At 63.9% G+C, this 13,149-nt stretch carries 15 protein-coding genes and 1 pseudogene; 10 read left to right on the top strand and 6 right to left on the bottom strand.

Translation table 11 applies throughout. The features are described 5' to 3' along the window. Positions 1–71: 71 nt before the first annotated feature. From ribE to glyA, 6 genes are all read right to left on the bottom strand, one after another. Positions 72–533: a 6,7-dimethyl-8-ribityllumazine synthase gene (ribE, locus tag F8K16_RS07815; protein ID WP_294949040.1), complete on the bottom strand. Its 462-nt coding sequence runs from the start codon at positions 531–533 to the stop codon at positions 72–74. Further along, the gene (gene ribBA / locus F8K16_RS07810; RefSeq protein ID WP_294949037.1) at positions 520–1,650 is read right to left on the bottom strand and encodes a bifunctional 3,4-dihydroxy-2-butanone-4-phosphate synthase/GTP cyclohydrolase II; all 1,131 of its coding nucleotides are present in this window, start codon (positions 1,648–1,650) and stop codon (positions 520–522) included. The genes ribE and ribBA overlap by 14 nt, the downstream gene beginning before the upstream one ends. Beyond that, the gene (locus tag F8K16_RS07805) at positions 1,647–2,297 is read right to left on the bottom strand and encodes a riboflavin synthase (RefSeq protein WP_294949035.1); all 651 of its coding nucleotides are present in this window, start codon (positions 2,295–2,297) and stop codon (positions 1,647–1,649) included. The genes ribBA and F8K16_RS07805 overlap by 4 nt, the downstream gene beginning before the upstream one ends. Further along, positions 2,297–3,433, bottom strand: a complete 1,137-nt coding sequence (ribD, locus tag F8K16_RS07800; protein WP_294949032.1) for a bifunctional diaminohydroxyphosphoribosylaminopyrimidine deaminase/5-amino-6-(5-phosphoribosylamino)uracil reductase RibD — start codon at positions 3,431–3,433, stop codon at positions 2,297–2,299. Before ribD ends, F8K16_RS07805 begins: the two co-directional genes overlap by 1 nt. Beyond that, entirely contained in the window at positions 3,430–3,897 is a 468-nt protein-coding gene (gene nrdR / locus F8K16_RS07795; protein ID WP_294949029.1) for a transcriptional regulator NrdR, read from the bottom strand. The genes ribD and nrdR overlap by 4 nt, the downstream gene beginning before the upstream one ends. Positions 3,898–3,968: 71 nt before the next feature. Further along, a complete protein-coding gene (glyA, locus tag F8K16_RS07790) occupies positions 3,969–5,243 on the bottom strand; it encodes a serine hydroxymethyltransferase (protein ID WP_294949026.1) in 1,275 nt (424 codons plus the stop codon). A gap of 116 nt (positions 5,244–5,359) precedes the next feature. Between glyA and ettA the strand changes: the two genes are divergently transcribed. The 10 genes and pseudogenes from ettA to F8K16_RS07740 all read left to right on the top strand — a co-directional run. After that, a complete protein-coding gene (ettA, locus tag F8K16_RS07785; RefSeq protein WP_294949022.1) occupies positions 5,360–7,030 on the top strand; it encodes an energy-dependent translational throttle protein EttA in 1,671 nt (556 codons plus the stop codon). 13 nt (positions 7,031–7,043) lie between these two features. Beyond that, the gene (locus F8K16_RS07780) at positions 7,044–7,961 is read left to right on the top strand and encodes a GGDEF domain-containing protein (RefSeq protein ID WP_294949019.1); all 918 of its coding nucleotides are present in this window, start codon (positions 7,044–7,046) and stop codon (positions 7,959–7,961) included. Between the two features lie 58 nt (positions 7,962–8,019). Then, a complete protein-coding gene (gene folD, locus F8K16_RS07775; protein ID WP_294949016.1) occupies positions 8,020–8,883 on the top strand; it encodes a bifunctional methylenetetrahydrofolate dehydrogenase/methenyltetrahydrofolate cyclohydrolase FolD in 864 nt (287 codons plus the stop codon). Beyond that, the gene (locus F8K16_RS07770) at positions 8,880–9,422 is read left to right on the top strand and encodes a hypothetical protein (protein ID WP_294949014.1); all 543 of its coding nucleotides are present in this window, start codon (positions 8,880–8,882) and stop codon (positions 9,420–9,422) included. The genes folD and F8K16_RS07770 overlap by 4 nt, the downstream gene beginning before the upstream one ends. A gap of 10 nt (positions 9,423–9,432) precedes the next feature. Beyond that, positions 9,433–10,095 carry a ribose-5-phosphate isomerase RpiA gene (rpiA, locus tag F8K16_RS07765; RefSeq protein ID WP_294949043.1) on the top strand — a complete coding sequence of 221 codons (663 nt, stop codon included), beginning with the start codon at positions 9,433–9,435 and terminating at the stop codon, positions 10,093–10,095. 4 nt (positions 10,096–10,099) lie between these two features. Further along, the gene (locus F8K16_RS07760) at positions 10,100–10,597 is read left to right on the top strand and encodes a TlpA disulfide reductase family protein (RefSeq protein ID WP_294949011.1); all 498 of its coding nucleotides are present in this window, start codon (positions 10,100–10,102) and stop codon (positions 10,595–10,597) included. Continuing rightward, a complete protein-coding gene (gene thiE / locus F8K16_RS07755; protein WP_294949008.1) occupies positions 10,594–11,208 on the top strand; it encodes a thiamine phosphate synthase in 615 nt (204 codons plus the stop codon). Before F8K16_RS07760 ends, thiE begins: the two co-directional genes overlap by 4 nt. Before the next feature lie 20 nt (positions 11,209–11,228). Beyond that, the gene (hemL, locus tag F8K16_RS07750) at positions 11,229–12,527 is read left to right on the top strand and encodes a glutamate-1-semialdehyde 2,1-aminomutase (protein ID WP_294949005.1); all 1,299 of its coding nucleotides are present in this window, start codon (positions 11,229–11,231) and stop codon (positions 12,525–12,527) included. 95 nt (positions 12,528–12,622) lie between these two features. Then, positions 12,623–12,943 (top strand): hypothetical protein, encoded by a 321-nt coding sequence (locus tag F8K16_RS07745; RefSeq protein ID WP_294949001.1) that lies wholly within the window; start codon positions 12,623–12,625, stop codon positions 12,941–12,943. Then, positions 12,933–13,149 (top strand): annotated as a pseudogene (locus F8K16_RS07740) (thiopurine S-methyltransferase); the annotation flags it as partial. The gene F8K16_RS07745 and the pseudogene F8K16_RS07740, both read left to right, overlap by 11 nt.

The raw sequence follows: 13,149 nt of genomic DNA, 5'->3' as shown, positions 1-13,149 counted from the left end.
TTCGTTCTCGTAGAGCGCCTGCGTCAGCAGCTGGCGCGCCAGCGTGCGATGGGACAGGTTGGGATTGACGCTCATAGCTGCTTGAGCACGTTGGCGGTTTCGATGGCGGACAGGGCGGCTTCCTCGCCCTTATTGCCGGCTTTGGTGCCGGCCCGCTCGATGGCCTGCTCGATGGTGTCCACCGTCAGCACGCCAAAGGCCACCGGCACACCATGCCTGAGCATGGCCTGACCCAGTCCCTTGGCGCACTCACCGGCCACATAGTCGAAGTGTGGCGTCCCACCACGGATGACGGCACCCAGGGCGATGACGGCGTCATACTTACCACTGGCCGCCAGCCTGTCGGCCACGAGCGGGATTTCAAAGGCACCGGGCACCTTGACCAGGGTGATCGCCTCGCGGCTGCCCCCATGACGCACGATGGTGTCGATGGCGCCTTCCACCAGTGTGTCCACCACAAAATGATTGAAACGTCCGGCCACCAGCGCGAATTTCATGCCTTCGGCCACCAGATTTCCTTCAATGACATTCATTGCCGCTTTCCTTCTTGTCAACATATTCAACCACTTCCAGCCCGAAGCCGCCGAGACTGTTCAACGGCGTGTAGCTGCCGATGACCCGCAGCTTCTTCAGCCCAAGGTCAGCCAGAATCTGCGCGCCCAGTCCGTAGGTCTTGGCATCATCGCCATCCGCAGGCGCCGGCGGTTCGATGCCACGGTCTTTCAGCGCGTAGCGCTGCACCTTGTCCAGCAGGTCGGTGTCGGACTCCTTCTTGCGCAGCACCACGATCACGCCGCTGCCCGCCTCGGCGATCTGCGCCATGGCGTCTCTGAGCGGCCAGCCGCATTCGCCCCGCTGGGCATGGAACAGGTCGCACAGGGTGTCCTGCATGTGCACCCGCACCAGCACAGGTGCTTCCGGGTCGATGGTGCCATACACCAGCGCGAAATGGGCCTTGTGCTGCACCGCATCCTCATAACCGATGAGCCGGAACGGCCCGAACTCGGTAGGCAACTGGCACTCGGCCACCCGTTCGACCGTCTTCTCGTGCTTGAGGCGATACTGGATCAGATCGGCGATGGTGCCCATTTTCAGGCCATGCTGGCGGGCGAACTTTTCCAGATCGTCCCGCCGCGCCATGGTGCCGTCCTCGTTCATGATCTCCACGATCACGGACGCCGGCTGGTGTCCCGCCAACCGCGCCAGATCACAGCCAGCCTCGGTGTGTCCGGCGCGGGTGAGCACCCCGCCGGGACGCGCCATCAGCGGAAACACATGCCCGGGCGTGACGATGTCGTCCGGACGGGCGTCCGGCTTGACGGCGGTGCGGATGGTCACCGCCCGGTCGTGGGCGGAGATGCCGGTGGTGACGCCATGGGCTGCTTCGATGGAGACGGTGAAATTGGTGCCGTGCGGATCCTGATTGTCCCGCACCATCAGCGGCAGGTGCAGCTGGCGGCACTTTTCTTCCGTCAGTGTCAGGCAGATCAGCCCACGGCCGTATTTGGCCATGAAATTGATGTCCTCCGGGGTGACCGTGTCCGCCGGTACCATCAGGTCGCCCTCGTTCTCACGGTCCTCGTCGTCCACCAGAATGACCATGCGGCCCTGGCGGTACTCCTCGATGATTTCTTCAATGGGGCTGATCACAGAAATCCTCTCTCTGCCAGCAGGGTTTTCATGCCGTCATCGCTGCTGCCTTCCTGTGGTCCGGTCAGCAGTCTTTCAAGATAGCGGGCCACCAGATCCACCTCAAGATTGAGGCGGGTGCCCACACGCCAGTCCCCCACGGTGGTCTTCTCCTGCGTGTGGGGCACGATGTTCACGTCGAACAGACAGCCGTCCACCCGGTTGACCGTGAGGCTGATGCCCTCGATGGTGATGGAACCCTTGGCGGCGATGTAGCGGGCCAGCGCCAGCGGTGCTTCGATCTGGAAGCGGGTGCTGCGCGCCTCGGGGGTGATCGCCTTCACCTGCCCGATGCCGTCCACATGCCCGCTGACCAGATGCCCGCCCAGCCGATCGCTCAGACGCAGCGCCTTTTCCAGATTGACCCGATCGCCCGCCTTGCGCTCGCCGAAGGTGGTCACGGAAAGCGTCTCGCCGGAGACATCGGCCACGAAATGACGTGGCCCCAGCTCAATGGCCGTCAGACACACCCCGGCAGTGGCGATGCTGTCACCGATGGCCACATCGGACAGATCCAGCTCGCCCGTGTCGATGGTCACACGCCAGTCCCCCCCTTTCGGTTCGATGCGCTCAATGCGTCCGACCGCCTGAATGATGCCGGTAAACATCAGCCTCTCCCGTAAACGCTGTAGTGATCCGCCCCCACGGCACGCGCTTCGAGCAGACGCCATGGCAGGCGGTCCGCCATGCTCTGAACGCCGGGCAGGTGCAACACCCCCAGCCCCTCGTGCCCCAGCAGCACATCGGCGCTGAACCAGTGCAGTTCATCCACCAGCTCCGCCTCAATGAAAGCGCCGCTCAGAGTCGGCCCCGCCTCCACCAGCGCGTCACGCACCTGCTTTTCCTCCGCCAGCCAGCACAGCAGCGCCTCAAGCGCCACCCGACCGCTCTTGTCAGCGGGCAGCGGCAGCAGCAGCGCGCCCGCCTGCCTCAGGGCCGCCACCCGTTCAGCATTCTTCGTGGCCGCCTCCGTGGTGGCAATCAGCGTCTGCCCGGGCAGTGACAGCATCCGTGCCGCAGGTGGCGTGCGCAGCCGGCTGTCCACCACCACCCGCAACGGATGGCACAGCGCCTCATCCAGACCGTAGCGTTCCATCAATGCCTGCGGCAGGCGCACATTGAGGGATGGATCGTCCTTCAGCACCGTCTCCACACCGGTGATGATGGCCCCGTGCCTCGCCCGCAGCAGGTGTCCCCGCTGCCGTGCCGCCTCGCCGGTGATCCACAGGCTCTCACCGTTGGCAGCGGCCACGCGACCATCCAGACTGGCGGCCAGTTTCAGGCGCACCCACGGCAGCCCCTCGGTCATGGCCTTGATGAAGCCACGGTTCAGCGCCATGGCCTCATCGCTCATCAGCCCCACATCCACCTGAATGCCATGGGCCCGCAGCACCAAGGCCCCCTGCCCGGCCACTTCCGGATTGGGGTCCATCATGGCGATGACCACGCGCGCTACGCCTGCCTCCACCAGCGCATTGGCGCAGGGCGGTGTCCGCCCGAAATGGCTGCACGGTTCCAAGGTTACATAGACGGTCGCATCTCTGGCATGCTCGCCTGCCTGCCGCAACGCCACCACTTCGGCATGCGGCCCACCGGCTCGCGCATGCCATCCCTCTCCGACCACCTCGCCATCCTTCACGATGACACAGCCCACCGCCGGATTGGGGCGGGTGCTGTAGAGGCCGCGCTCCGCAAGGCGCAGCGCACGGGCCATGTGACGGGCGTCTTCGGCACTGAAGCTCATTGGCCGCTCCGGTTGTTGTTCAGCAGCCGCTCGATCTCCTCGCGGAAAGCATTGACATCCTGAAACTGGCGATAGACCGAGGCAAAGCGCACATAGGCCACCTGATCCAGCTGACGCAGTGCGTCCATGACCATCTCGCCGATGACGCTCGCCGGCACTTCCCGCTGGCCCTCGCTCATCAGCCGCCGGGTGATGTCCTGAATGATCTGTTCGATGGCCTCGCTCTCCACCGGGCGTTTTTCCAGCGCCTTGATCAGGCCGCGGCGGATCTTGTCCGGGTCGAAGCGCTCCCGGTTCCCGTCCCGCTTGATGATGCGCGGCAGGGAAAGCTCGGCCACCTCGTAGGTGGTAAAGCGCTCGTTGCATACCTGACAGTGGCGCCGGCGGCGCACCTGCGTGCCCTCCTGCGCCAGACGGGAGTCGATCACCTTGGTGTCATCGGCATGACAGAACGGACAACGCATGGACAAGCTCCGGATATGAAAACGCCCGGCGCATGCGCCGGGCGTCCCATTTTACCGCAATCGGACAAGGCTCAACGATACACCGGGAAACGGGCGCACAGATCCAGCACCTTCCGGCGCACGGTCTCCTCTGTGGCGTGATCCCAGTTCTCCTCTTCCTGATTGCAGGTGTCGATGATGTCGCACATCCAGTGGGCCAGCTCGGCGCACTCGGCCTCCTTGAAGCCGCGGGTCGTGATGGCCGGCGTGCCGATACGGATGCCGCTGGTGACGAACGGGCTCATGGGGTCGTTGGGCACGGCGTTCTTGTTGACGGTGATGTTGGCCGCACCCAGCGCCGCGTCCACCAGCTTGCCGGTCAGCCCCTGACGGATGAAGCTGACCAGGAACAGGTGGTTCTCCGTGCCGCCGGAGACCACGTCGAAGCCCCGCTCGATGAACACGGATGCCATGGCTTTGGCATTGGCCTTGACCTGCTTCGCCCATGTCTTGAACTCCGGCTCCATCGCCTCCTTGAAGGCCACCGCCTTGCCGGCGATCACATGCACCAGCGGCCCGCCCTGCGTGCCGGGGAAGACACGGGAGTTGATCTTCTTCTGCAGCTCCGGATCCAGCCCCTTGGCCAGAATCAGGCCACCGCGCGGGCCGCGAAGCGTCTTGTGGGTGGTGGTGGTGACCACATGGGCGTGGTCGATGGGCGAGGGATACTCGCCCGCGGCCACCAGTCCGGCCACATGGGCCATGTCCACCACCAGATAGGCGCCCACTTCATCGGCAATCTCTCGGAATTTCGCCCAATCCACCACCTGAGAATAGGCGGAGAAGCCGCCCACGATGACCTTCGGCTTGTGTTCCAGCGCCAGTTCGCGCACCCTGTCGTAGTCGATGCGGCCGGTGTCGTTGTCGATGCCATACTGAACGGAGTTGAACACCTGACCGGAGAAGTTCACCTTGGCACCGTGAGTCAGGTGGCCGCCGTGTGCCAGGCTCATGCCCAGCAGGGTATCTCCCGGATTCATCAGCGCCAGATAGACCGCCGCGTTGGCCTGAGAGCCGGAATGGGGCTGCACATTGGCAAAGTCGCAGCCGAACAGCTCGCAGGCGCGGTCGATGGCCGCCTGTTCCACGATGTCGGCGTTCTCGCAGCCACCGTAGTAGCGTTTGCCCGGATAGCCCTCGGCATACTTGTTGGTGAATACGGAGCCCTGCGCTTCCATCACCCGCGGGCTGGTGTAGTTCTCCGAGGCGATCAGCTCCACATGCTCTTCCTGACGACGCGCCTCGCGGGCGATGGCGTCAGCGATCAGATCGTCGTATCCGGCAATGGTCATGGACTTGTCAAACATGATTTCAGGCTCCGTAGCTTGCGTTTCAAAACGGCAATATTCTATCAGCCCAATCCCTGCACGACCATGAAGCCCTTTCTATAATAGATGGCATTTATTCATTGACGGGCAAACACATGGCGCAATACATCTACACGATGAACCGGGTGAGCAAGGTCGTGCCGCCCAACCGCTACATCCTCAAGGACATTTCCCTCTCGTTCTTTCCCGGCGCAAAGATCGGCGTGCTGGGCCTCAACGGCGCGGGCAAGTCCACCCTGCTGCGCATCATGGCCGGCGTGGACAAGGAATATGAGGGCGAAGCCCGCCCGCAGCCGGGCATCAAGATCGGCTATCTGCCACAGGAACCGCAGCTGGACGAAAGCAAGGACGTGCGCGGCAACGTGGAGGAAGGTCTGGGCGAGCTGAAGGCCCTGCTGGAACGCTTCAACGAAGTGACCGCCGCCTTCGCCGACCCGGACGCGGACTTCGACAAGTTGCTGGCGGAACAGGCTGAACTGCAGGACAAGATTGATGCCGCCGGCGGCTGGGAGCTGGAGCGCAAGCTGGAGATCGCCGCCGATGCCCTGCGCCTGCCGCCGTGGGACGCGGACGTGAGCAAGCTCTCCGGTGGCGAGAAACGCCGTGTGGCGCTGTGCAAGCTGCTGCTGTCCCAGCCGGACATGCTGCTGCTGGACGAGCCCACCAACCATCTGGACGCCGAGTCCATCGCCTGGCTGGAACGCTACCTGCACGACTATCCGGGCACGGTGGTGGCCATCACCCACGACCGCTACTTCCTCGACAATGTGGCCGAATGGATTCTGGAGCTGGACCGCGGCGAAGGCATTCCGTGGAAGGGCAACTACTCCAGCTGGCTGGAGCAGAAAGAGAAGCGTCTGGAGCAGGAAGCCAAACAGGAACAGGCGCGCATCAAGGCCATGAAGCAGGAGCTGGAGTGGGTGCGCAGCAATCCGAAAGGACGTCAGGCCAAGTCCAAGGCGCGCATCCAGCGCTTTGAAGAACTGGCCAACCAGAGCACCCAGAAGCGCAACGAGACCAACGAACTCTACATTCCCGTGGCCGAGCGGCTGGGCAACAAGGTCATCGAGGCCAAAAACGTCACCAAGGCCTTCGGTGACCGGCTCCTGATCGACGACCTTTCCTTCAACGTGCCGCCCGGCGCCATCGTGGGAATCATCGGCCCCAACGGCGCGGGCAAGTCCACCCTGTTCCGCATGATCATCGGTCAGGAGCAGCCGGATGCCGGTACCATCGAACTGGGCGAGACGGTCAAGCTGGCCTATGTGGATCAGAGCCGTGACAGCCTCGACCCGGACAAGACCGTCTGGGAGGAGATTTCCGACGGACAGGACATCATCCGCGTCGGCAACCACGAGATCAATTCCCGCGCCTACGTGGGCCGCTTCAACTTCCGCGGCACGGACCAGCAGAAATACATCCATCAGCTCTCCGGCGGCGAGCGCAACCGGGTCCATCTGGCCAAGATGCTGCGCTCCGGCGGCAACGTGCTGCTGCTGGACGAACCCACCAACGACCTGGACGTGGAAACCCTGCGCGCGCTGGAAGAAGCGCTGCTGGAGTATGCCGGCACCGCGCTGGTCATCTCCCACGACCGCTGGTTCCTCGACCGCATCGCCACCCACATCCTCGCCTTCGAGGGCAACTCCGAGGTGGTGTGGTTCGAAGGCAACTATTCCGAATACGAAAAGGACCTGAAGCGGCGCAAGGGCGCGGACGCCGCCAACCCGCACCGCATCAAGTACAAACCGGTCGTGCGCGACTGACAAGGAGGCCGTCATGCCCGAACAACTCGCCAAGGCAAAATCCCATCTCGAAGCCATCGCCAACGCCTTTCCCGACCCCATCTTCATCATGGGCGAGGACGGCACCTATCTGGACGTGATCGGCGGCAGCGAGCGCTCCCTCTACGCCGACGGCCACCCGCTGATCGGCAAGAAGTATCACGATGTGCTGCCGCAGGAGATGGCCGACCGCTTCCTCAAGGTGGTGCAGATCACCCTCAAGACCGGCCGGCTGCAGGAGATCGAATACGAGCTGGCCGACGAGGACATCGAGGGCATCGACCCGCAGAACCGCGGCACACAGTGGTATGAGGCGCGCATCTACCCGGTGGACACCGACGCCTACGGTCAGCCCGCCGTGCTATGGCTGGCGATCAACATCACCCGCCGCAAGCACATGGAAGAGCAGCTGGAGGCGATGAACAAGTTCGACCCGCTGACCAACCTGCTCAACCGGGATTTCTTCCTCGGTGTGCTGGACGAGGAGCTCAAGCGCGCCCAGCTCAACAACCAGCCCCTGTCGCTGATCAAGATTGATCTGGAATGTTTCCGCAACGTGGTGGACACCTTCGGGCATGAGGCGGGTGACAAGGCCATCCTCCATGCCGCCCACGCCCTCAGACGCACCATCGAGGACGAGAATCTGGGCTTTCTGGCCCGCCTCAGCTGCGACCAGTTCATGGCGGCGCTTCCCGGCGTCAAGGCGGTGGACGCCTTCCGCATCGCCAAGCTGGCGCAGAAGAACATCAGCAAGCAGCAGCTGGACTTCGACGGCATCCGCACCTGCCTGACCACCCGCGCCGGCGTGACCGAAGTGCGTGATCCGGGCGACAACGCCGAAGCGCTGTTCAAACGGGTCAACCAGGCCATCCGCGATCTGGAAGGCAGCCGCGAGATCACCAAGATCGCCTGAACGGGTCGCCTTTGACACCGGTGTTAGAATGAACCGCTGACTTGAAAACGGAGCAGACATGAGCGCAAAGATCATTGACGGCAAGGCGGCGGCCCAGCGCCTGCGCCAGCAGATTCGCCAACAGGTGGACTCCCTGGTGGCCGCCGGACGCCGCCGCCCCGGGCTGGCGGTCGTGCTGGTGGGCGAAGACCCCGCCTCTCAGGTATATGTGCGCAACAAGAAGAAGGCCTGCCATGAGGTCGGCTTTGCCGACTTCTCCTACGAACTGCCTGCCGACGCTTCCGAGGCGGAAGTGCTGGAGCTGATCGACCGGCTCAACGACCACGACGAGGTGGACGGCATTCTGGTGCAGCTGCCGGTGCCGGATCAGATCGACCCGGACAAGATCATCGAGCGCATCCGTCCCGACAAGGACGTGGACGGTTTCCACCCCTACAACATGGGCCGGCTGGCCACCCGCAACCCGCAGCTGGCGCCCTGCACGCCCCACGGTGTCATGACCCTGCTGGCGGAGACCGGAGAACCCATCCGCGGCAGAAACGCCGTGGTGGTGGGCGCCTCCAACATCGTGGGCGTGCCCATGGCGCTGGAGCTGCTCAACGCGCGCGCCACCGTCACCGTGTGCCACAGCGCCACGCAGGACCTGCCCGCAAAGGTGGCCGAGGCGGACATTCTGGTGGTGGGCGTGGGCATCCCGGAAATGATCAAGGGTGAATGGATCAAGCCGGGCGCCACCGTCATCGACGTTGGCATCAACCGCCTTGAGGACGGTCGACTGGTGGGGGATGTGGAATTCGAGACGGCGAAGGCGCGGGCCGGCTGGATCACCCCCGTGCCCGGGGGCGTCGGTCCCATGACCATCGCCACGCTGCTGGAGAACACGCTGCAGGCCTACCGACTGCGTGAAGGAGACGCCCGATGAAACATGCACTTTTGACAACAGGCCTGCTGGCCATGGCACTGACCGTGCAGGCCGGCGAGGCCAAAAAGCGGGATTTTTCCGTGCCGGATGACGTGCGACAGGCAAAGACCCTCAACCTGTGCATCGACTACGCCACCCAGAAAGATGCGGGCAAAAAGCAGGCCGAGCATGATGAACTCAAGCGCCGCGGCATGCTCAGCGTCAAGGACGAAGACCTGCTGGCCGGCCGCCAGAAGGCACTGGAGAACGGCAACACCCGCTGCGCCATGTACATGACCCGCGGCATTCCCCTGCATGAAAAGGGCAAGTTCATCGGCCACACCTGGGTGCGCACGCCCAAGATCGTGCATGTGTATCCGGACAAATACTATGTGACCCAGAGCGGCATCATCACCCGCGTGTATGAACGCAAGCCGGGACAGCTGCCGCCGGAGCTTGAGAAAAAGGCACCCAAAGTGGCCCCGCCGCCGGTGCTGATGCATGCCGAGCCTGGCCAGCCTGCCCCCGCACGAGAAAAACCGGAATCAGACAAGGAGTGAGCCCATGAGCATGACCCAAGACGAAATGAAACAGGCGGTGGCCAAGGCCGCCATCGACTATGTGGAGCCCGGCACCATCATCGGCGTGGGCACCGGCTCCACCGCCAACTACTTCATCGACGAGCTGGCCAAGATCAAGAACCAGATCGAAGGCACCGTGGCCTCCTCCAAGGCCACCGAAGAACGCCTCAAGGGGCACGGCATTCCCGTGTTCGACCTCAACACGGTGGATGAAATGTCCGTCTACATTGACGGCGCCGATGAGTTCGACCGCCATCTGCACCTGACCAAGGGCGGCGGCGGCGCCCTCACCCGCGAGAAGATCGTCGCCGCGGTGGCGAAGAAATTCGTCTGCATCGCCGACGAGACCAAGAAGGTGGACATTCTCGGCAAGTTCCCGTTGCCAATCGAGGTGATTCCCATGGCACGCAGCTATGTGGCGCGCGAGATCGTCAAGCGCTTCGGCGGCGAACCTGTGTGGCGGCAGGACTTCATCACCGACAACGGCAACGTCATCCTTGATGTTCACGGTCTGGAGATTGTCGATCCGGTCAGCCTGGAGCGGGAGCTGAACAATATTGTCGGCGTGGTGACCAACGGTCTGTTCGCCGCCCGCAAGGCGGACGTGCTGCTGTGCGGCACCGCCAACGGCGTGGAAACCATCACGGACTGACGCCATGGGACAGAAACTGCTTGCCGCCGTCGTCATCCTGCTGCTGGGCGCGCTGGCCTATGTCACCCTGTTCGACGACGGCCTCGGCAAGGCGCCGGATGTCACCGTCACCACGCTGGACGGCGAGAAGGTGGCGCTGGGCAAGCCGGGCAAGCCGGTACTGGTCAACTTCTGGGCCACCACCTGCCCCGGCTGTATCGCAGAAATGCCCCATCTGGCCGAAATGAAAAAACGCCTGGGCGACCGCTTTGAGCTGGTGGCTATTGCCATGACCTACGACCCCATCGAGCAGGTCAACAACTACCGCAAGGCCCATCCGTGGCCGTTCAAGTGGGCCCATGATCCGGACGGCTCGCTGGCGCAGGCCTTCGGCGGCGTGAACCTCACCCCTACCTCGTTTCTCATCGCCCCCAACGGCAATATCGTCTATCGCAAGGTGGGCGAGGTGGACTTCCAGCTGGTGGAACAGAAAATCCGTCAGATGAGCCCTGAACTGCGATGAAAGGCCTCTACGCCATCACCGACCCGTACCTCACGCCCGGTGAGGCGCTGTTCGAGGCCGTGCAGGCGGCGCTGGACGGTGGCACACGCATGTTGCAGTATCGGGACAAGCTGCACGAGGCGGGCGACCGCCTGCGCATTGCCCAGCGGCTGCGGGAGCTGACCGCCGCCCACCGGGCGCTGCTGATCATCAATGACGACATCGCCCTGGCTGCCGCCGTGGAGGCCGACGGCGTGCACCTTGGCAAGGAAGACGCCTCGCTGGAAGCGGCACGGGAAAAGCTGGGTGATGACGCCCTCATCGGTATCTCCTGCTATGCGGATCTTGCCCGTGCCCGGCAGGCGGCGCAGGCCGGCGCCAGCTATGTGGCCTTCGGGCGTGTCTTCCCCTCCCGTACCAAGCCACACGCCACACCGGCGCCGCTGTCGCTCATCACCCGGGCCAAGACGGAGCTTGATGTTCCCGTGGTGGCCATCGGCGGCATCACGCTGGAAAACATCGACCGGGTGGTGACCGCCGGCGCCGACATGGCGGCGGTGATCCACGGCCTGTTCGGCCAGAACGACATCCGCGCGGCGGCAGAAGCCTTCTGCGCCGCCTTCAAATCCTGAATTTCACCAAGAGGACGACCATGAACCGTTCCCATCAACTGTTTCAGCAGGCACAGCAACACATTCCCGGTGGCGTCAACTCGCCGGTGCGCGCCTTCCGCGGCGTCGGCGGCGATCCTGTGTTCTTCGAGAAGGCCAAGGGCGCCTATCTCTATGACGTGGACGGCAAGCGCTACATCGACTATGTGGCCTCATGGGGGCCGGCCATCCTCGGTCATGCCGATGACGAGGTGGTGGAAGCCGTCGCCCGTCAGGCCGAAAAGGGCCTGAGCTTCGGCGCGCCCACCGAGCTGGAAGTGGAGATGGCCGATCTGGTATGCGAGCTGATCCCGTCGGTGGAAATGGTGCGCATGGTCAATTCCGGCACCGAAGCCACCATGACCGCCATTCGTCTGGCCCGCGGCGTCACCGGCCGGGACAAGATCGTCAAGTTCGAGGGCTGCTACCACGGTCACGCCGACAGCCTGCTGGTCAAGGCCGGCTCCGGTGCGCTGACCCTGGGCGTGCCCTCCTCGCCCGGCGTGCCGGAAGGGGTGGCGAAGGACACCATTACCCTCACCTACAACGACGCCGAGCAGGTGCGGGCGCTGTTCGACCAGATGGGTGACCAGATCGCCGGCATCATCGTCGAGCCGGTGGCCGGCAACATGAACTGCGTGCCGCCGGTGCCCGGCTTCCTCGAAACCCTGCGGGAAGTGTGCGACCAACATGGCAGCGTGCTGATTCTGGACGAGGTGATGACCGGTTTCCGCGTCGGGCTGACCGGCGCGCAGGGCCACTACGGCATCACCCCCGACCTGACCACCTTCGGCAAGGTGATCGGCGGTGGCATGCCTGTGGGCGCGCTGGGTGGCAAGAAGGAGATCATGTCCCAGCTGGCGCCCACCGGCCCCGTCTATCAGGCCGGCACCCTCTCCGGCAACCCGCTGGCCATGGCAGCGGGCCTGACCACGCTCAGACGCCTGTGCCAGCCCGGCTTCTATGAAGCGCTGACGGAAAAGACGCGCAAGCTGGCCCAGGGACTGGAACAGGCCGCCCATGAGGCCGGCATCGCGCTGACCACCAATCAGGTGGGCGCCATGTTCGGCTTCTTCTTTACTGAGGAGAATCCCGTCACCCGCTTCGAGCAGGTGACCCGCTGCGACATGGAGCGTTTCAAGCGCTTCTACCATCTGATGCTGGATGAAGGGGTGTATCTGGCCCCCTCCGCCTTCGAGGCCGGCTTCGTCTCCGCCGCCCACACGGATGCGGACATCGACGCAACCCTCGCCGCCGCTCGGCGCAGCTTCGAGACCCTGGCGGACGAAGCGCCCGTGTGACCCCTCATGACGGGGTCTCCCCTACTTTTGCAGGATCGAAATTTTCCCGCCCGGCGCCGTCGGGCGTTTTTCCCTGAAAAACGGGGATTTTTGCCATGACAGAGCCTTTTCTGCCACCGGAGGCGGTGCAGCGGGAATTCCAGCACCGCCGCCGCGCCATTCAGAGTCTGGCTGTGATCGCTGCGCTGACTGCGACCGCCATTGTCAGCCTGCTCTTTCTCGATGTTCTGAACACCAGGGTGGCCGTTCCCGCGCTGCTTGTCGGCTTTTCCTATGCCGTGTGGGTGAATATGCGCCTGTGGCGCTGCCCTGCCTGTGGCGCCCATCTGGGCAAGCTCTATCTGGGGCTCAACGGGCCGAAACACTGTCCCAACTGTGGCGTCAGACTGGTGAATGGGGATCCGGATGACACCTGATTTCTGGCATAAACGCTGGCGGAACGGCCTGACAGGCTGGCACCTGCCCCACCCCAACCCCCTGCTGGTGAAGCACTGGCCTGCTCTGGAGGTGCCAATCGGCTCAACCGTCTTCGTGCCCCTTTGCGGCAAGAGCGAGGACATGATCTGGCTGGCGGAACAGGGCTACCGGGTGCTGGGCAATGAGCTGTGCCGTCAGGCGGTGG

This window comes from Sulfurivirga sp. (assembly GCF_015490265.1).
Lineage (GTDB): Bacteria > Pseudomonadota > Gammaproteobacteria > Thiomicrospirales > Thiomicrospiraceae > Sulfurivirga.
The sequence above is the reverse complement of the archived record's forward strand: the minus strand, read 5'-3'. Positions and strand labels throughout refer to the sequence as shown.